This window comes from Pseudomonas helmanticensis, from assembly GCF_900182985.1.
GTDB lineage: Bacteria > Pseudomonadota > Gammaproteobacteria > Pseudomonadales > Pseudomonadaceae > Aquipseudomonas > Aquipseudomonas helmanticensis.
The window spans coordinates 701,983-721,250 of sequence record NZ_FXUY01000002.1 but is presented as its reverse complement, the minus strand read 5'-3'; the positions used below and the strand labels follow the sequence as shown (position 1 = coordinate 721,250).

The window sequence follows — 19,268 nt, the reverse complement described above, 5'->3', positions numbered from 1 at the left end:
ACGTGTTCTTGCCATTTAGCGGCGATGCATCAAACCCGAACTCAAACTAGCCTGCACGATTGAATGAACCTGACTCGTACCCCTGAGCCTTTCCCAGCGCACCCAACTTGCAACGGCATAATAATGTTTTGCTGCAATAATCACCCACCTATTCAGGTGACGGTCTCAATGTACGATTGCCGACCTTAAACGGGGTGATATCTATCTAGCTGGAGAGTCACAAGTCTTGCCCATTCGCTTTTACTGTAGGTGGACCTTCCGAGCGGTTGAAAGATGCTTGCTATGATATCATAATGATATTGCGCCGTCGGTTGCTTGGATTTGATTAAGTCTATCCATGATAGTTCTATGGCGAGCTGTATGATCATTCAATATTAACATAGTAATTATTTCTGAGGTGCATAAACATGTCATTTAAGACGCTTTTTGAAGAAGATGAATTAGATCCAAAGCGTGAAGCGTTAGATCTGATGACTAGCTATCATTCGACCATAAGATTTTTAGAGTTTTTCCAAGCAGCAATCTTCGACCCGGGGCAACAGCATCGCTCTCTTTTAAGTGTATACAAAGATTTCCTAAACGACCTTGGCCTGATTAATACACATGATGACTATCCGAGGGTGGTCGGTGGGAGGGAGGATAACCCAAATGAAAAACAGGCGATTCGAAACTTAAAGTTCCCGATGGGGCTAGGGGCCTTGGCAGCGTATATGAGTATTAATTTGGGCATCGCAAAGGAAATAGCATCAGATAAAATCCCTAACAAGATCAGTGATAAGCTCAAATCCGATTGGTACTTAAGCGAATTTGATATTATTGAAGATGAAGCGGTTAAAAATCCGCCAATACTTAGAGTTGTCACGCGCCTGCGCAATGCCGTCAGTCATCACAATTTCAAGCTGAGAATACCTCTATCACTAATTCATGAATCTGATATTAAAGATCAAGTGGAAGTGACTTTCTATGATAAAGATCCAAAGGGTAAAGAATTTTTTGCCAAGGCTAGGTTCAGAGTCGTAGAGAAACTGATGGAAAAGCTGCGCAGTAGTGTTTATTCATTTCATACCTGTCCAGTGTTCGATGGCGATATTTCTAATGATGCTGCTATTACTAATTACGTCGCCGAATGCTTTGAACACTTTAGTCGATCTTATGCAGGGAAAGGATTAAAGTTTGAAGGGGTGATAGGTCTTAGCCCAGAGGATGCAATTGAAGTTATCGCCAAAACGGGATATTTCGAGATTTCAAAATCTGATTGCTTAATGCACGAAGTCCGCTTTTCGTTGAATGGTAAAAAGTGTGATGTTCAATACATAGATATCCCGTACATCGGATACAATAGGTGGGGTGAGATTTTGATTGAGGACGAGCTTTACCCAATGGGGGAATATCCGATGGAATGGATGCTGACTCATGAAAAGTCTCCACTATGTCGATTGGATAAAAAGATTGTGAGTATGTTAGAGCTTGCGCTAGCTTCACGCACCGAGTAAATCACCACACCCAATACTGCGACGGTAATACGGCAATCGACTACCTTGCTGACTGGTTTGATTGCCGAATTTTGCTTGCGGGAGGAGGGGTATGCTCATCAACGTTAAATAATGCCAATGGCCAAGATCCGGCGGCAAGCTGGCCGAGCGAAGAGGTTGCGAGTCATATATCAGCTGCCATCATCATGCGTAAGGTAGGGCACAAATGTGCACCTAACCCTTATAAAGTGGGATATATTTTATGGTGACGCTCGTACCAAACGAGGTAGAAATGGCTCCCATACTGGAATCCCCATGCTCGTTTAGTTCCACCCAAGCGGAATCGATATGCGGTATCAAACTGATCAAGCTCCAGCGTCGCCCAGCGAGCTTTTGCTTCTGGGGTGATGGTTGCCACATCTTGGGGATGGTGCCTTTTCCGACGCTTCCGTTTTTTGCCTTCTCCGGTTTCAAGGCGGGCAATCTCAGACCACGTCATTTGTTTTAGAGGCTCAAGTTCGCGGCTAAGCTCGGTGGTCCATTCCTCCTCCGTCCAGGCTCTGGACTCTTTCCATGACCAGTCGCCTTCTGTATCGGATACAGAAATGCACCATGTCATACGCGAGCTGTAGATGGCTGGTTTGTCAGCCAGCTTGGGCATGCCCTTCAAGACTTCATTGCGAGCCTCGGGAGTAACAGGGCACTTTGGTCGCGGAGGATCGTTGGGCACCACAACGATTTTGGAACTGGCCTCATTCTTGTCGATTGTGCCCGCCAGCTTCTGAGCTTTTTCATTCTTGGCAGCCCGTCGTTCTTCCCTTTTCTCAGCCTTGCTTCCTGCCACGGTTATAGCCCCGAATAGTACTCATGCATGCTTCCCTTTTCGATCACCGTGTTTGAGCGATTCAAAGGGCCAAGATCCCCTCGGGCGTTTTTCCATGGGGCTTCTTCGTGGGTCAAATTGCTGAGCCACTGAGCAGTCTTTTTGCCATATACCTTAAGAACTTGGTCGATGGTATCTCGCGCATCCTCATCGAGGTTTTTCGGATTACCTTTGGGAAACATCGACTTATCGACCAAAAATTGGCCTCGATGAATCTCGTAGATCGATGGCAACACCGGCCCGTTTGCCCAGGCTTCAAAATCTGCGTCGAAAAGTGCGCACTCATCCCAAACCATGGCCCAGGCTTGCGAGTAATAAATGAGTTTTTGTAGCTTCATTGCCGATATTTCGCCAGTTTTATCAAGGATGTAGCTGGCAACATCATGCTCTGTGGTTTTGGTCATTTCATAAGAAGTCAAATTGATTTTCTTAAGTATATATGGATTATTAAGATACTTCAATGATGTGTCGTTATGCGGATACTCAGATTCTATGAAAACTATAGAGATGCTTGTTTGGTATTACCGTTTCCCGCTAAGAAGTCTCTAAAAAGCGTTTAAGCATAATTAAGCTTACAAGTATGAATACTAGCCAGCACACTCGCGTTAGGATCCGAAGTTTTGACTTGGCAGACTCGGAAGAGGATGAGAGCTTCACACGAGAAGCTTCAATTTTTTCGTGGATTTCGTCTACGCCAACGACGATATCATCATACTTTCTAGTGGAACGGTCGAACTCATCCGCGAGTAAATTGATGTGCCTAATGACGTTATTGTTTAGCGAAACTATCATCCAGGTCGAAATGATCAAGCCGACGAGTATGACTAGGTAATCCCATGTGGTTGTGGCCGGTTTTAAAATGGCGCCAGCAGCTACAATACCACCTGGGACAGCAAATGCCTTGGTCTGCTGAGCCATAATGGCATCTTGAACTTTGCCCAGAAAGCTAACACAATCACTTTCGATCTCAGTCAGTATTTTGTTTACTGAAAATTTACTGACGTACACTTTATAGCGTTCATTGTACTTCTTGTAGAACTTTGAAGCAGATTGCATTATCAGTCGAAGGTTGCAGTCCTTCTCGTCCTTCAAAAGCTCCGTCAGCGTTTCGCGCATGACGTGACGGCGTTCTTCACAATGAACATCCTCATCGGCCATAACCGCCGTATGCATTTTTTGAGCGTCTTTTAAATCCTTTTCCCCGATGTGGATAGCCAGCAGTTCATCGCATGTCATCAAGTAGGAGATTTCTAATTTTGTAAGAAGCGATTCTTTCGAACTGAAGAAAATGTACTTATGGGTTTGACCGTCATCCCCCTCGCTATGGCAAAGTGTTTTGAGCGTGTCTCTAAGTAGAAAGTACAGGTCTATCAGTCGCGAAACTGAGGCCTGCTGGTCCTCGCCCATTCCGATAATGTGGAGGTATTCTGGCTTTTTGCTACGCGTGCGTACTGCATGCCACATATCTTCGGTGTTGGCAAAAAAAGGCACGAAAGAGGCGTCCCAGGCCGAAGGCGTTAAGAGGCAAAGATCTGTACCAAGCAGCTCCAATTTTTCAGGGCCATGGCACCCATGCTCTTTCAGAAACGCAAAAACCTCCCCTATACCAACCGAACGCGTGTCGAGTATGAGCTGGTCATCAACCAGAGATATGCGATCAAGCATCGTCTGGGCCCGAGGCCTGACTAACAGCGTTGATGCTTCTGAGCTGGTTTGATACCTCTATGGGCAGCTTTATCTTCAGATACACGAAATCCTTATCGACGCTAAGGTCTGCATCACTCTCGCCGACGGTCACAGCGTCCAGCTTGAAGCGCCCGTCAAACTCTCCAGAGGGGAGCTTAAGATTGGTGAAAGCCATGCTTTTCGCAGTGATGCCCGAAGGCTGAAACTCTTCGCTTACCTTGAAGCGATCAGAGTTTTCTGAAATAAATTTGACCAGCCCTCCGTGATGCGGCGAATCCTCATTCAGGCACTTGTTGATGACGTGCTGAATTTCTGAAAGGTGGACGCGTTCGCCCGCTTTGCTTTCGATATATTCGACTACGCGCTTGTGAATTTTGCGTTTTTCTGTGAAGGATAGGGCATTAGCCTCTTCTTGGAGGTACGCGCCCAGTGCGCTTTTCAGGTTATCAACGCAGACCTTTCCAGGGATCGAGTCAGAACAGCCCAGTGCGACCGTAAAGAACTCGCTTTTTGAATTCCCTTTAATGAAGTACAGATAAGAGTCACCTGTATTTTTAGGGAAGCCTTTCTTGAATTCTGTCAAATCCATGCAGGCAGCTTGGCGGAAGTCCTGCAAGTTCAGGCTTTCCGTATCTTTCGGGTTGAGGCTGTTGTCGTTGTCGAAGTCATAACCAGCCTGTTTGCCCAGCATGACAATTAGCAGATGATCGACCTGCCGGTAATCTTGGTAGTGCGAAAATACCACGTAGCCTTCATTCAGTGAGCGGCGGGCTGGGTCGTTTGCCTCGTCACAGATCCGGTCCATCACGCCATTAACAAACGTGTCGAATTCTAGGTCGCTGGCGTACTTTGAAAAGTTGGCAGCAGCGGAAAGCATGTCGGGATCAACATAGCCATAAATTCTCCCGCTCTTGGAGAATTTTTTACCGATGCGATTTACAAAATCAACGCATACCGGGGAGCTGAGGTCCCAGTTGTTGCCCTTGTTGCTATCGTAAAAGGTCAAACCACCAAGCGTTTTCTTGAAAAATTTTGCTGCACATGCGTTTAAAACAACTAGCGGCTTCACCACAGGTTTTGAAGGCTCGGCTTCATTCGGGGTCTGAGGTGAAAATGACGTGCGATCATCCATGCTAGGTTCGTCCGTAGGAACTTGAAAAGCCGAACGCTTTGACGTCGGCTGCCAGCTATGAATGGTAGCACAGTGCTGGTATGGGAGACCCGGATCGCGGGTAGGTGGTGCAGAGCGCAATCGCGTGCCTCAGCGTATTTTGGAGCGGACAAAAGCGGGTTCTTACGCAACCATTAGCTGGAACAAGCTGACCGATCGTCTAATTTCCACTGACCGCAGAAAGATCCGTTGGTTATGCCCTCTGTATCGCCTGCATAGAGCCGGAGCTAACCACCCGGCACCTCCAGCCTGACTACAAAGAAAATTCTATTTGCCTTGCATCTGAGCGCTTAGATAACGATGCCGATGATGCTATGTGCCTTTCGTACACATCTGCGCGAGTATTCGTTGAGGTGATGTGGGCTGGCATATTCGAGTACTAATAAAAAGCGGCTCTAGTGAGCCGCCTTTTAATCCTACTCCCCCGGTTTATGCTTATGGGGCTTCAGTTTTGGATGCTCCTTTTGCTTTTCAGGCGTGACTCTTTGCCGCTTGTCCGGAGTGCCATCCTCGTTTGTTCTTTTAGGGCCAGGTTTGATACTCATGGTCGACTTCCTTTATCGCTGGGGTTGTTGAATCCTTTTGCTTTAGATATCGCAGCCCATCAAACCTGTCAAGAAGAGGAGTCTGGATCGCCTACTCACAGTGCGGGCCTCCCGCTGTTCCATTTTCCCATGGCGACTTTCAGACTAGTATGCACTGCCAGCCGCTATCGCGAAGACTTCAAGGCAAGCCTCGCGGTTGCGTCAGCTCGAGTCAACCTAGTAGCCAACTTGATTAACGTCAGTAATGCGCCTTATGTGCTTAATAATCGATTATTACGTCTCGTCCAAAACCTCAACCGTCAAGTGCCAAGCGGGCAATTGACTTCACCGCTTGGGTTGTTAAGGATCTGCTAGGCCTAGTGTCCTTTGGGGACGATAAGGACTTTGACTTCGAGGTCTTCATCTTTCCGGTTCAAATCGCTTTCGAGGCCTCGAGGATTGCTGACCCAGCCGTCCGGGTCATACACAAAGCAAATCAGTCTCTTGCAATCGGGGTGCGCTCGATAGCGCTCTATGTCGACAATGAGTTGCTCGCCGACGTGTCTTGCTTTGAGGCTTTCCCTCGTTTTTTTTACTTCGACGATGATCTGTTCTTCCTTAAGTAGGAAGTCCACTCGCGAGCTGGAGCCTGCATAGCTGGGAGTCCACTCTTCAGGACGAATGTCGTCGAAATGCAGCCTCAGCAGCGCATGGAGCAGATCCTGAACGTCGTATTCATCAGCGACTAGGAGCGAGTTCCGGTCGGCGTGCCTGCTTCGGAGTTGCTTCGCAACTAGATGAAACCTACTGCATATATGTTCGAGGAGCTTGAACCCATCCCCGCTAGGATCGGTTGAAGCTTGGATCAGCTCCTGCTTTTTCTTCGTCCAAGGGAACTGCGCACCACATCCTTCGCAATTCGTTGGGACGGGGGTGGAGTCTCCGAAAGATATGAATCCATCCACGTGGTAGTCGCCACGAATTTCCGTCCCACAAACTTGGCATTTATGAATTGTTTCGGCGCCACACTGAGAGCAGTGCCTCTGCCGAAAATCGGGCGAGTGGTGGTAAGAATCTGTTATCTGGTGTCCGTTCAAACACACTTGCTGTGCGTCTTGCTGTCCCATTTAGCTTCCTCAACGCTTCGCTCAGTAAGTCTTAAAATATTCCAAGCAGAGATATTACTGCGTTCACGTGCCTAGTGATCACTGGATCGGAAATTCGAGTGACCCGCAGGGCCAAGGCATCAGCCCAACTGATCACGCTGTCGTTACAAGCTGATCAGGGAGTGCCGTTGCTGTCTTTGAATGTTGGCGACCCTCTGACTGGCGCCCTTAATTGAGCACAACTGCGTGGCTGCCGTACGAACGAGAAGGCTGGGCAGCTTCCGCGTAGCGGGTAGTCTCGATGCCCCCATAAGGGGAATGCTGCCAGTATTGGAGAGTACTCCGAATCGCCGATCGGCACGCTTCGGACGCGTGTCGCGAGTCTAACAATGCTTCCGGTTTCTCTAGGGTGGCCACATCACATTTCGGATTTCTTAATTCAGCACTCTGCGGATAGGGCTAGGCATTATTTTGTCCAGGGTGGTGATCATTGTGATTTCTGTCCGTAGACAAAGAATGTTGCCGGCGTTATGAACATTGTCCGGTTTGGTAAAAACGTTCTCCGACCATGGCTCCATTTGCGCTCTACTCAAACCGCAAACGTGGAGGATTACTTTTGAAAAGCACGTTCCTCCTAGGTTGTTTTCATATGGAGCAGATCTTCGCGGCGCGAAGAAAAGGCCTCCACTACCGTCCTACCTGTGGGGCTCAAATTGAGGAGCCGTCATGCCAATCTTTTTAGCTCAAAGATTTAGTCGGAGCCTCTTAATTCTTTCCTCCTGCCTGCTGATTGCTCAAGCCTTTGCCCATGACGTTACGGAGCATGCTGATTCGTCCAGCCACTCGAGTGCAGAGACTTCCTTCACTAGCGAAAACAATGCTGCTATGGAAAGGATGATGGAAGGAATGGAGAGCGATCCTACCTGGGATGTCGATCATGATTTCGTCGTCATGATGAGCGCTCATCACCAAGGCGCAATCGACATGGCCATAGCCTTTCTTAAGTATGGGAAAAACGAACAGCTCAGACGCCTTGCCCAGGAAATCATCGTCGAGCAGCAACAGGAAATCGCCGCAATGCACCTTGCCATTAGTGCTCCGCTACCAGCGTCGGTTGCTTCTCCCACACAGATTCCCGCAGTGACCCAACCCTAAAACGCGTGCACATAACTGTGAAAGAGCAGGAGAGATCCTCATGAAGCTTCCAGCGGTCTTGTTAGCGTTGATCACCCCAATTTTGCTGTTCAGTTCCTTAGCTAGCTTTGCTGGGCAGATACCTGGAAAGGCATCTGCGCAGGACATCCCCATTACCCATCAAGACCGTATGTACGCGGCAGAGCAGTTCTCGAACACCGTCTCAGTAACCGATCCTGTCGATAATAAAGTGCTCGGTGTGATTACCTTGGGCGATCCCCAACCAACAAACCTCAGCCCGCTCTACCGTGGGGAAGTGCTGACGCATGGCCTTGGTTTCTCACCTGATCACAAGACATTGGTTGCGGTTTCAGTCGGCACCAATTCGGTGACGTTTATCGATACTGAAACCAACTCCATTAAGCACAAGACCTACGTTGGCCGCGCGCCTCACGAAGCGTTTTTCACGCCAGATGGCAAGGAAGTTTGGGTCACGGTGCGGGGCGAGGATTACGTGTCTGTGATCGATGCAAAAACCTACCAGGAGAAAATGAGGATTAAGACACCAGTAGGCCCTGGCATGCAGATATTTTCACCAGACGGCAAGTACGGTTACGTGTGTTCCTCCTTCACTCCGGAGACCGTAGTGGTTTCAGTAGCCGACCACGAAATTGTTGGTCGAGTGCCTCAGGTAAGTCCGTTCTGCCCGAACATCGCCGCCTCTCCTGACGGCAAACAGGTTTGGTTCACGTTGAAGGACACGGGTAAGGTTCAGGTCTTCGAGGCTACGCCACCTTTCAATCCGCTGAAGACCTTGGATGTTGGTCCGATCGCCAACCACGTCAATCTGGTCATCAACGCCAACGGTTCATTTGCTTACATCACCGTTGGTGGGCTGAATCAGGTGCAGGTTTATCGCACGGAAACTTTTGAGAAGGTTGCGACGATTCCCGTTGGCAATCTTCCACACGGTGTGTGGCCGTCTGGCGACGGAACCCGGGTCTACGTAGGTTTGGAAAATGCCGACGCCTATGCGGTGATCGATACACTGACCAACCAAGTGGTGGCCAATATTCCTATAGGCCAAGCTCCCCAGGCTATTGCCTATGTGCCGAATGCCGTGACGAAGGGGACGGGTACCGACAATCTCAAACCTCTAGGTGTCGCGGGGCAGGCCGCGCACCTCAGCCTCCATGCCGTAGGTAAAACGGCTGATCAGCCTCCCAGCAGCGTCGCGCTATTCAATCAAGGGCTGATTCAGGTAGTGCAGGCTGCTGTGACCGGGCTCGAGCCAAAGCAGCCTTATATCTTGGCAATGTCCAACCAATCCGACGGTACCGGTCCTCTTCAACCTCTGTCTGCTTTCACGACCAACGCGGCAGGTGCGGCAGTCGTTAATGCGGTTGGTCCAATTCGCCAGATCGTACAGAACGACGTGCCTGACCAAAATAGGTATTTGGTGATCGTGACCGGGACACCTGACCAAATTGGAGCGGTCGTTCAGCTACAGTCCAAGTAAGCAGAACTCGAGTTCATAGAAAGCGTAATGACCTCGGTCTGCTAAGTCATTCCAAATTATGCGCTGGCAGGTATCTACGAAAAGACTGGTGAGCCGCTACCGGCCGCAATCGGTGATGAACTACGCATCCGACTTAGGGATATTCGCCTCGTCAGGCGGCAGCAACCCAACCTCTCGGAGTACACTTTTCGGAAGGTACGCGTTCGGTCCATGTTCCAAAAGATTTGCTTTGATCATCGCGACATCGACGCCAATTTCGTGCAACAGCACAGCGTGATAAAGATACGCGAGAGCTTCCGATTTTTTCATGAGATCCAGCATGAATTCTCGGTAATCACTTCCTTCCCGCTGACCGCCGAAATGCGACATGTCATTCCGACGGTCTGCGCAGGATTTGCAGAAGACTTCCATCCGCTTGCGCTCGAAGCCCAGTGGCAATGCAAGAAGAACATCCATCAATCGTTCTTTCAACGACGGTTCGCCCGCGTGCTTCAATTTGCCTTCGAGCCATCGCTTGTCATTACTGCCACTGATCTGATCCAGTATCCGCTTGATCTTGGCATCGAGATTGGTTTCTTTAACCTTGTCTTTGTTCTTTCTGCGGTGCAATGACTCAAGCCCCCAGATCAGGTTCACAAATCGGTGCTCTACATACATCTTCATGCCGCGCCGAATGCCTAGATAGAGATAAAACCCTGATCCGAACTCCTCTCGCTTACGGCGCATTGCGGTCACGATCGAACCGAAGTTATTCTTGACCTGAGTGTAATTGACCCAGTATTCATTGTATGTTGGAGCCTTGGATGATCGCTCGAACCCTTCATAGTAATAACGGTAGGCTACCTTCCCGATAACCAACTGCGGCCATTCCAGCGAGAATGTTGTTCCGGTTAGAAGGATGAATAGCTCCTGCAACCGCGCATATTCCTCCCGCATTTCTGCCAGCGTGCGCGCGCGCTTCAGCTTGATCCGAAGGATTACCCTTTCCACTAGGTTTAGCTTGTCTATGTGATGAGTAGACCCTCCAGTCCACGGACCAGTGATGTCGTAACGCATCGTCAATGTGCCGTCGTCCAACTCATGGATATCGGCCTTGGGCACCCGGTGTTTGGCCCAGATACTTTTCCGAGTTCGTTTCACCTCAATGTTGCCCGGCCCCAACCACTCTTCAAGGCCGGTTAGCTCGACATCAAGCGCGCTAAATCGCAGAGGACGTTTGGCTGGAGGAAAGGATTTATCCGTTACGAGGCAATTCAAGGCGGCGAACCCCTCGTGTGAAATGCCGTGAGATCTGAACTGCCCGCCGCGTCGTCGCAGACCTAACAACAACACGTTCCGGCCGCTAGCCTTCAGCTTCCCTTGGATGGCTTTGTCCAACGGAAATTGCTGTCCGTGCGCGGCCAGGACCGCCATCGGGCCACCTTTACTGTTTGCGAAATAGCCATCTAGTTCAAGGTACGCCGCACCATTCTCTTCAATGGTCAGAGTGCCAACAACGGAACTGTCCGGAGCGAATTGATCCGTCGGCAGAGGATCATCGTGCCACCAGAACAATCCCCGCTCTTCGAGTATTTTTTTTGTCATGCGTTTCCCCGAATGTACCCGGAAATACGGGCGTTTATTGCGAGCTTATGACGAGTTCGTTTCTTACTTTATTTTTAGAGGTTGCGGACGCCTGGTTCGGATCATGGTGAATGGCTTTTTTGAGTTTTTGAAGCCACCAACAGAGACATGTGATCTTACCCTGCCGCTTCAGCGCAGAGCTGGCGTGTCGACGGTTGTTATGATCAATCCCTGTCAGAGCGGAGGCACGCAGGCACGGAGACCGGATCAGAGGAATTGAAAGCTTCAGTGCATCATCTTTAACGCCGTGAAGTAGGTCTGTTTCAAATCTTAGAGTGGACTCTTCGTATTGGACGCTACGCCCAGCACGGGCGCTGGGCGGTTCGGTCACCGTTGGGATGTATGAGGGAGCCGTGGTCGTTGAAGGCGGCGTGGATGGCCATGACTGCTCAGATTACGCAAAACCTAGGCCTCTCTTCGGACGAGAAGCACCCCATCCCCGTCTGTTCCGTCCATCTCAATTTATGGCGGTAAATGGTTGATTCACCACTTCCAGGGGCTAAGGCCGGTTGCTAGTCATATGAATGAGTTTTCCAACACTAAGTTTGCTGAGGATAGCGAGCGACTGCTTCTCATTTTCTGGCTCAACGACTTCATATGTATGCCAGTGCATAGGGATTTCGCGCTCATCAATCTGATGAACGTTATGAATTTCCTTGAGCGACGCGGCGTGTACTTCAACAATCGTTGGAGACAGCGCATAGCTCATGAAGACTTGTTCTGCTTGCTCTAAATTCTCGTACAAGACCACCGCGTATCGGTAGTCTACGGGGCTTGACGCGAGAAACTTTACTCGTCCGTCTTCTAGGAAGTGCTTCAACAGGTGCTCGTCTAACACCGGCGTACCATTGACAGGAAAGCCCGCATGGAATTGATCGTTTATGATCACTAGTGGATGTACAACCACTTCATCCAGGTAGTCGACCAGGTGAGGGTAGTGCTCCGCGCAAAATTTCGCTAGATGAGTCCGCACATACTGAGTTTTTCTGTTTGCCTGGTCAGCCTTTTTATATATGCCACTTTTCTTTTCGTGGAGAGCATTATGATAGTCCAAAGGAGTAATCGGTATCCTTCGACTACGTGACTCCACCACGACAATGGTTTTCCCGAAGCTGAACGTGAGATCTACTTCCTCTCCCGTACCACCATAGGCCAGTTCGACGGCGCCAGTCCATTTCAAGTGTTTACCGATAGGGCTATCCCCAGAACCACATGCCTCCATTACTTTTACCATGTGTTTCTCGAAGTGGCCCCCACGAAGATGCGCTTTAGGGTCTACTAACGGTAACCACATATCCACATTTCTGCGCAGACTCGCCGAGAGTAGCGAACTGGTAGATAATGCAATTTCTTCCTCAACTTCGAGTAGCGGCTTCAGCCAGAGATCATCTTGTAGTTGTGCGGCCTTGTAGGTGAGGAAATTTAATATTGAGTCGATTAAAGGCTCCTCGAATGGTGTGACCTCTTCTAGGGCTTGTATCAGCTCTTCGCGCTTAAACCAAACGCAGAACTCAAGCAGCTCCGTAATATCTGCGATGGATCTATCGCTTTGTGCATCAGATATTTGATGGGCAATTAGTGACAGGTGGAACCATACTAGTAGGATGTCTCGTACTGAGTATGTCTGACCATTGAGATCCTCAGGGCATTTTACTTCCATAATCTCAAAGAGATGCTTTTCTATACCGAAATACTGCTCAACCCACCTTCCGTTGACGTATCGCTTGAATGCTTCGTCAAAAGATTCAACTTCACGTGCCATCAATATTCCGTTTGGATCATGTTTTATAAATTTCTTTGGTCCGGCGGGGCCTAGGTATGCAATCGAGTCATGTATCAAATTGTTGGTTTGAATTGAAACAGTACCGTTTTGATGATCTCTGCGATAATCGCAAATAGCTTTCATTTTTCCCAAATCGTTTAGTTTGGAAACGAAGATTATGTTTTTACCTGGTATGAACGAGAAGTACGCATCTCCATAAAGAATCTCCTGCCAAATGACTGAGCCATTATGGTACAACTGAGTGCAGTTCAAATCATTGAGTAAAAACTCCATCTTGTCCACCCCTGCCGGATCGTCTGCGGGGGCTTTATACTTTTCTGATAAGTTATCTCTGTTATCCAGTGCCTCAAAAATTGCAAGGCATATACTATCGAGTCTCATCATTACGAGTTGGTTTGCATGGACACTCGCGCCGTCTTGCGTGAGGTTTGACTTGAAAGCAATCATTTTCTCAAGCGAGGGGTTATCGTCAGGATTGAGTGAGCGCCGCTGCTGCGCTGACACTTGCGCGAATCCATAATTTGCAGCTGCCAGATGAATGTGAAAAAAGTCCTTCAAGATTAAGGTTTCGTCAGATTTTAACCTATAGTGCTGCCGTGTTAATGAAATGCGTTTGAAATGATTGCCAAGCCAAGTTGCGGCTTCAGTAATTGATCGATCAAGAGGGTTGTTGTCTGCGAGGCCCTTAAAAATATTGTGCCATTCTTGAAAATCTAAACCGGATTTTGATGTCGGATGTGTAAGCTCCAGCTTTCGCGCCATACTCAACATTTTACTGTGATGTAGTTTCATGTTTGGTATCCTAATACTAGTTATCAATGCAGCCTCAAAACTGAGATATCGGCAATAAATGCGAATTCTGAAATGCCTCTCCAGTGATAATTCAGCCCTCGCGAAACGCTATGTCGTGGTCAATAGGAATGTCGCTCGGGCTGCATGAAGATAGGCTATACCCTGCCCGAGAGAAGAGTGCTTGATCAGAGGCTGGCCACTAAGACTGCTCCAAAAATGGTCCGTAATTCAATTCCGTTCTCTTCCAACTACTATCACACACTGCCGCTCTCTGCGATCAACGATGCTAGCAACTGCCGAAAAGGATGACTGAGTGTATGCTCCAAGTCTTAAGCGCACGACTTATGAGGAAAGACATTTGGTATCCCACGTCTACATCTTGCGAGACCTGAAGCATCCTCGATTCAAGATAGGCAAAGCGAACGACATACTCGCGAGAGCGCGGAGTTTCCGGTGGGAGTCAGTCGATTTCCAACTATCGCTCGGCCTGCGCTTAGGATCGGAAACCGATGCATATAGCTTAGAAAAAATCCTCCATCGTACCTTCCGCTTTGCCAGCGTGAACCCTCTTGAGGTGGTTGCAAGTGGCGGGAGCATAGACGGTGCTAGCGAGTGGTTCGATATCAGTTGCTGGACACGCCTGCTGCAATATTTACGAGATAATCAAGACCTCCATCCTCACGAAGCGGTTAGTGGAGGCGAGCTAGCAGCGTTGCTCGAAAAAAAGCGGCAGCCTTCTCAAGCCGCTATTGTTCGTGAGCAGCTCAACTTGGAAAAGGAGGCACGCCGGCTGACGCGTGAATTGGATCACCTTGCCTACCGTCGCTCGCAGCTTGAAAGTCTCCGAGTTAGCTTGGAGATAGTCCGGCCTAGGATTGCCGAAGAGTTGGAGCGCCTTAGGATAAATGGCAGCATCGTCGGGATCTGCGAAATGAGCGTGGGATCGTACCTCGTACTCGCCGATAAGCTACGGTTGCCTTCAGGCGCTTTGCTCTGGGACTTGAAACCGCATTTGACGCAGTACGATTATCCGAATGGTTGCGGTTCAATCATGTGCAGCTTCAGCCAAGTTGCCAGCTCAGCTGGAACGGTCTCTAAAGTTGAGTTGCCCACTGCGTACATTTTTGATGATGTAGACTCGGACGAGGATGCGGTTATCCGTCAGGTATTCCAAGATGAATTCGTTTGGCTCAAACAACTAAAAAGCGTCCCTGAGTCGTTGGTCAGGGAAATTTTTCCGCCACGGGGTTCATTCGCCGCCTCAGAAGAAGATCACAATAGCGAAGCTACCATAGGAAAGGTAATCGACTTGTTGTCTTGTTCGAGCGTCCGCTAGCGCCTCAGGCGTATGTGGTTAGATTTAACATGTAGCTCCCAAGCCGGCTGTTTCACCTTTAAGAGGGAGATTTTCAGGCACACGCGTAGCGGCAGTCGAATGCACATGCTCCAGACGGGTGAAAGAATTACCGGGTGGCGTACTTAGACAGATTCCGAGGAGAGACATAAAGGAGATTTCCGTTCGATAAAGAAGACAGAGAGTCGACCATTGCTAAAGCTATTCGCACCATTGAGGTTGGCCGCATAGGATTCGTCCGGTTCGTACTGTCAATGATGAGAAGCTCTTTTCTACGGGCGCAGTGTTTGATTACCCTTGAAGCTTAGAGGCTAAGGGTGCACAGAGTGTCTAAGATTAGCGTTTGGTAGGGCAAATGCGACAGCCGCAGCAGGCTGCTCCATCCATCCAACCAACGCTGTGAGCTGGTGGAAATAGGTTCGCGGATTTACGGTAAGCACGCCTTTCGACCCCCAGTCTAGCAGTGACTGTACCGAGTCCCGCGGCCCATTATATGTGGGCCGTTTGGTGTCTTTGCCTTCGCCAAAAAAATCGGGAATGTCGGCGGGCTTCACCAGCAACGCTTATCCGGCTGATGTCGCTGCGAGGATTAAGGAAGCCGGCAGTCCAATCACTGCTACGCTGAGTTTTTGAAAGGAATCAGACGATGAATGATGAGTATTCTGTAGATAATGTCCTATCAAAACCAGCTGACGCAGGAAGCGGATAGAGCTGACTCTCCATGTCGAGGAACGAGGCGCGCTTGAGGTCGGAGAAAATGTCCGCGGAGCCCTCTATGTGATCGGAGAAAATGCAGGCTTCATCAACCAAGGTCTAGCCAGTTTGAAAGGCACTCTGATGGGGTAGAGGAGAGTGCAAACAGCTGCACTTAGGGTTCAAACTCACGGCAATCAGGTAGCCAATGAGGTAGTCAAAATGCGATCGGCCTTAGCGCTAATCCTAGCGATTTTGATCGTTGGATGTAGTAAGCCAGTGTCGTTTGACCAGGCAGAGAAGATGTCTTCGGGATCCGCGCGTACCGAGGCTTACATCGCGCTTGCAGACCAAGGCGATTACCGAGCCCAGTTGCGGCTTGGGGGAATATTTAGGAACAGTGATCCTGAGAAGTCTGCGAAATACTTTAAGCAGGCAAGCGATGCGGGGGACATTGATGCATTGTACTTTTTAGGCGTTGATTACCTGAATGGTAACGGCGTACCTCAGAGTCGGCCAGATGGTATAAAAATGCTGCAAGCTGCTGCCAATAGGGGCTCAGTGTCATCAATGGAAATGCTAGGAGGCGTCTTCAGTAGGCTCTGTCAAAATTCTCGAGATAAGTCGGATGGAGGGCTTGCAGAGCAGTACTACCAAAGCGCGTTTCTCCATGGCAGTAAAGCCTCAGCTGTGCTTCTTTGGGGGCTCTACGCTGCGGGCCCGATGGAAGACACATATAAGCATGCCGTTTGGAGCGAAGTTACACATGCACTATCGTCCAGCTCACAACGGGATCCCTATTCGTCACTTGCTGTTGAGCAAAATGCCAACGAGCTGGTTCCAAAGGCTAAAGCTGAGGTAATCAACTGGTACGCACGATTCAACAGCAAGCCGAGGGTCAAAACTTTTCTGGATTTGAACAGAGTCTACGATAAGTCCCTTTGATCAGCGGCCCGGCGTTGGCCCATTCACGATGCACTTCATCTATTGAGTGGTTTCTAAGAAGTGTTTTTACGCTAAAGTTTTTTATAAGCCTGGTTCATGTCCTAAAAGCGCAATTTTTGATGCAGCTCTAGTGATAGGGCCGTTACATGATCAAGTAGCTTTCTGGTGGGACTAGGATGCAGCGGATCTCTCGAACGGTAGAAGCATATCAGAGGGGTGCGACCGACTCTTGGCTGCTAAAGCAGTAACTCTATACAACCACTTCCGGCCATTGACTAGTCACCGTGAATGAGTTGTTATTGAGATTTACGAGAGTTGGCAGCGTCACGTTCTACTTGATCTATATCTATCCAGTCGCCTAAGTGAACGCAGGAAGTATCGCTAACTATTACCCAATCGTAAATTATCTCCTGTTTTTCATTTTTTCCCATAAGCTCACATTTCCTTGTTCCACCATTTATACACACGTAGGTGTCAGGCTTATGATTTGCTCCGGGTAAGTATTTTGTGAGGTATGGGCAGCCACTTGCTCCCCCAACTTCCTCTGGAATATTTTTCTTATCGCGGGATTCGACCTTCTTCTGCCTCGCTATTGTGGAAGAACCAGTATCCTTTTGGACGGGGTTCTGTATTGAATCTTTCTGAATCGACTGAGGTATCTGTGATTGAGCAGGAATATGGTGCATCTTTTTCGTGTTGCAGGCCGTTAAGGTGTCAACTGTTTTAGCGGCGAGTTCGATCGCATTGTGACATTCAAGGCTATTTGCTGCGGCGCACCCCTGGGCGCGACGGTTCTCAAGGATTTCTCTAGCTTTTGGAAGCGCTCGGTCTCCGTAATTGAAAATGTGCGCCCTAAGATCAAAGGATCCATTGGCCGTAGACACCAGGTTAGGGCAGTTTTCGGCTGAAGCTGCTTGGTAGGTCAGCGTCGTTAGCATCAATATTAGAGTCGAGCGCACAATAACCTCCAACTGGACTGATAGCCTAATGTCCTTTTGTTGTCGGCTGATGCCAAAGAAATCCTTGCTGCCGTTCTACTGGTATTAATTCGTTAAAGCTTAGCTTAATGGCGGAATTCTGTTTCAAAATAATATATTTACGGTTGGATTTGTAAGAGCTGAAAAGAATATATAATTGCTATGTGCAAGTGTTTTGGAATTTGGTTTTCAATAACCAAAACAGTCGGTCTCCATTATTTTATTGGATGGATGAATTCTTTCGTTGGATATAATTTTGGGTCTCTAACGAGTAACAGAGCAGGATTTTTAATTCTTAAAATATGCTGGCATTCGATTGTGTTACTAAGTATTTTTTACAGGCCCGATGGTTATCTCCACTCGAAAACAGATATATGTGATGCGTTATGCACCCACCAAAAATTATGATTTGGATTTCCTCCCTCGCGTCATTCAGCTGAGAGACGTCTACGCTGCATGCATGAAGCCATACACGAAATGAAGCTCTGACATGAAGAAACCTCCGAATGTAAAACCGTTTGCTTCAGAAGATCGACGTTTGTTGCAGTACGCCAAAAATCTCCTCGCGAACCCAGGGTTGGTGGCTCAGTTAACGAATGTGCTGGGAACTCCTATCGAGGTTGCAATCAAGAGGCTTCCTAAGGGCGCATGCAAACGTGTCAACGATACTCTAGAGAGTGCTCTGCTCAAATGCGTGCGAATCGCCGCCAAGACTATGGGTGATTCGACCGACGAGCGATCCTGGAACAAAACGCACTTGGGCGCTGTGGTCGTCACCGGAGCCACTGCTGGGCTGCTCGGCCCTTGGACAATGCTGTTGGAAATACCGGTAACAACCACAATCATTTTTCGTTCGATTGCGGATATTGCGCGAAGCGAGGGCGAGGTGATCAAGACTGGAGAAGGACTTCAGGAGTGCCTTAAGGTTTTCGCATTAGGGGGAACGTCGAAGAACGACGACGCCACAGAGTCAGGCTATTTCGCTGTGCGTAGCGCTCTGGCTGCTCAGATAAAAAAAGGAGCAGATTTTGTCGCCAAGGAAGCGTCGAAAGAGGGGACGCCCGCTGTGGTTGCCCTGATCAAAAAAGTGGTTGAGATTTTAGGCATGCAGTACAGCGAAAAATTGGCGGCTCAGCTCTTGCCCATCGTTGGAGCTGTCGGCGGGGCGTCGATCAATGCCATTTTCATGGGCCATTTCCAAAGCATGGCCAGAGGGCATTTCATCGTCCGTCGGCTTGAACGTATCTATGGAGAAGCGGTTATAAAGGAGGCTTACGATTTGCTCCCTGAGTATGAGGATATCGTACCGCCACTAGCACGTTATCAGTGATCATTGGTCTTTGCAGCGGTTTAGGACATCGATGCGACCGTCCTCCAGCACGCCATATCGGGCTTCGGACTGCACGCAGTTGCGCTGGAAGAACATCGGCAAACGAGCCTGCTCGTACCAGGTGCCCTGGTATTTCTGAAGATCGACTTCCATGGTCGTTGGAGGCGGTCGGTTGTGGAACTCGCGCATCCCAATAGAGCGAGACTGAGACAGAACAACAGCCAGATCTTACGCATCGAGATGGACCCTACGGAGTGCGTGGAAAAGCTCATGTCC

14 protein-coding genes and 1 pseudogene are annotated in these 19,268 nt (G+C 49.0%); 6 read left to right on the top strand and 9 right to left on the bottom strand.

Going from position 1 to position 19,268, the window contains the following annotated elements; genetic code table 11:
- Nucleotides 1-407 precede the first annotated feature (407 nt).
- Nucleotides 408-1,493 carry a HEPN family nuclease gene (locus QOL84_RS26015; RefSeq protein WP_283439090.1) on the top strand — a complete coding sequence of 362 codons (1,086 nt, stop codon included), beginning with the start codon at nt 408-410 and terminating at the stop codon, nt 1,491-1,493.
- 220 nt (nt 1,494-1,713) lie between these two features.
- On the opposite strand, the gene QOL84_RS26010 is transcribed toward QOL84_RS26015, so the two are convergent.
- From QOL84_RS26010 to QOL84_RS25990, 5 genes are all read right to left on the bottom strand, one after another.
- Nucleotides 1,714-2,316, bottom strand: a complete 603-nt coding sequence (locus QOL84_RS26010; RefSeq protein WP_283439089.1) for a hypothetical protein — start codon at nt 2,314-2,316, stop codon at nt 1,714-1,716.
- A gap of 2 nt (nt 2,317-2,318) precedes the next feature.
- Nucleotides 2,319-2,816 carry a Panacea domain-containing protein gene (locus QOL84_RS26005; protein WP_283439088.1) on the bottom strand — a complete coding sequence of 166 codons (498 nt, stop codon included), beginning with the start codon at nt 2,814-2,816 and terminating at the stop codon, nt 2,319-2,321.
- Nucleotides 2,817-2,889: 73 nt separating this feature from the next.
- Nucleotides 2,890-4,020 (bottom strand): anti-phage protein, encoded by a 1,131-nt coding sequence (locus QOL84_RS26000; RefSeq protein WP_283439087.1) that lies wholly within the window; start codon nt 4,018-4,020, stop codon nt 2,890-2,892.
- Complete coding sequence (locus QOL84_RS25995) at nt 4,013-5,173, bottom strand: nucleoid-associated anti-phage protein (protein WP_283439086.1); 1,161 nt, start codon at nt 5,171-5,173, stop codon at nt 4,013-4,015. Before QOL84_RS25995 ends, QOL84_RS26000 begins: the two co-directional genes overlap by 8 nt.
- Nucleotides 5,174-6,113: 940 nt before the next feature.
- A complete protein-coding gene (locus QOL84_RS25990) occupies nt 6,114-6,863 on the bottom strand; it encodes a DUF2321 domain-containing protein (protein WP_283439085.1) in 750 nt (249 codons plus the stop codon).
- A 705-nt stretch (nt 6,864-7,568) separates the two neighbouring features.
- Here QOL84_RS25990 and QOL84_RS25985 point away from each other — a divergent pair.
- Complete coding sequence (locus tag QOL84_RS25985; RefSeq protein ID WP_283439084.1) at nt 7,569-7,997, top strand: DUF305 domain-containing protein; 429 nt, start codon at nt 7,569-7,571, stop codon at nt 7,995-7,997.
- A gap of 40 nt (nt 7,998-8,037) precedes the next feature.
- Nucleotides 8,038-9,495, top strand: coding sequence for a YncE family protein (locus QOL84_RS25980; protein ID WP_283439083.1), 1,458 nt, complete (start codon nt 8,038-8,040; stop codon nt 9,493-9,495).
- Nucleotides 9,496-9,615: 120 nt separating this feature from the next.
- On the opposite strand, the gene QOL84_RS25975 is transcribed toward QOL84_RS25980, so the two are convergent.
- Complete coding sequence (locus QOL84_RS25975; protein ID WP_283439082.1) at nt 9,616-11,079, bottom strand: ApeA N-terminal domain 1-containing protein; 1,464 nt, start codon at nt 11,077-11,079, stop codon at nt 9,616-9,618.
- 538 nt (nt 11,080-11,617) lie between these two features.
- Nucleotides 11,618-13,693 carry a hypothetical protein gene (locus tag QOL84_RS25970; RefSeq protein WP_283439081.1) on the bottom strand — a complete coding sequence of 692 codons (2,076 nt, stop codon included), beginning with the start codon at nt 13,691-13,693 and terminating at the stop codon, nt 11,618-11,620.
- Between the two features lie 313 nt (nt 13,694-14,006).
- Here QOL84_RS25970 and QOL84_RS25965 point away from each other — a divergent pair, with 313 nt between their 5' ends.
- Together QOL84_RS25965 and QOL84_RS25960 are read left to right on the top strand one after the other, a co-directional pair.
- Entirely contained in the window at nt 14,007-15,029 is a 1,023-nt protein-coding gene (locus QOL84_RS25965; protein WP_283439080.1) for a GIY-YIG nuclease family protein, read from the top strand.
- Between the two features lie 1,014 nt (nt 15,030-16,043).
- Nucleotides 16,044-16,685, top strand: coding sequence for a tetratricopeptide repeat protein (locus QOL84_RS25960; RefSeq protein WP_283439079.1), 642 nt, complete (start codon nt 16,044-16,046; stop codon nt 16,683-16,685).
- A 296-nt stretch (nt 16,686-16,981) separates the two neighbouring features.
- Here the strand turns inward: QOL84_RS25960 and QOL84_RS25955 are convergent, their stop codons facing one another.
- Nucleotides 16,982-17,644, bottom strand: a complete 663-nt coding sequence (locus QOL84_RS25955; RefSeq protein ID WP_283439078.1) for a hypothetical protein — start codon at nt 17,642-17,644, stop codon at nt 16,982-16,984.
- A gap of 508 nt (nt 17,645-18,152) precedes the next feature.
- On the opposite strand from QOL84_RS25955, the gene QOL84_RS25950 reads away from it, so the two are divergent.
- Nucleotides 18,153-18,992 (top strand): EcsC family protein, encoded by an 840-nt coding sequence (locus QOL84_RS25950; protein WP_283439077.1) that lies wholly within the window; start codon nt 18,153-18,155, stop codon nt 18,990-18,992.
- A 3-nt stretch (nt 18,993-18,995) separates the two neighbouring features.
- Here QOL84_RS25950 and QOL84_RS25945 read toward each other — a convergent pair.
- Nucleotides 18,996-19,228: pseudogene (locus QOL84_RS25945) on the bottom strand (lipocalin family protein); the annotation flags it as partial.
- Nucleotides 19,229-19,268 lie beyond the last annotated feature (40 nt).

Bases quoted from the DNA above. Each gene is read 5' to 3' on its own strand.
- QOL84_RS25975 (WP_283439082.1), bottom strand. From the start codon at position 11,079: ATGACAAAAAAAATACTCGAAGAGCGGGGATTGTTCTGGTGGCACGAT.
- QOL84_RS25960 (WP_283439079.1), top strand. From the start codon at position 16,044: ATGTCTTCGGGATCCGCGCGTACCGAGGCTTACATCGCGCTTGCAGAC.
- QOL84_RS25980 (WP_283439083.1), top strand. From the start codon at position 8,038: ATGAAGCTTCCAGCGGTCTTGTTAGCGTTGATCACCCCAATTTTGCTG.
- QOL84_RS26015 (WP_283439090.1), top strand. From the start codon at position 408: ATGTCATTTAAGACGCTTTTTGAAGAAGATGAATTAGATCCAAAGCGT.
- QOL84_RS25995 (WP_283439086.1), bottom strand. From the start codon at position 5,173: ATGGATGATCGCACGTCATTTTCACCTCAGACCCCGAATGAAGCCGAG.
- QOL84_RS25970 (WP_283439081.1), bottom strand. From the start codon at position 13,693: ATGAAACTACATCACAGTAAAATGTTGAGTATGGCGCGAAAGCTGGAG.
- QOL84_RS25950 (WP_283439077.1), top strand. From the start codon at position 18,153: ATGAAGAAACCTCCGAATGTAAAACCGTTTGCTTCAGAAGATCGACGT.
- QOL84_RS26000 (WP_283439087.1), bottom strand. From the start codon at position 4,020: ATGCTTGATCGCATATCTCTGGTTGATGACCAGCTCATACTCGACACG.
- QOL84_RS25990 (WP_283439085.1), bottom strand. From the start codon at position 6,863: ATGGGACAGCAAGACGCACAGCAAGTGTGTTTGAACGGACACCAGATA.
- QOL84_RS25985 (WP_283439084.1), top strand. From the start codon at position 7,569: ATGCCAATCTTTTTAGCTCAAAGATTTAGTCGGAGCCTCTTAATTCTT.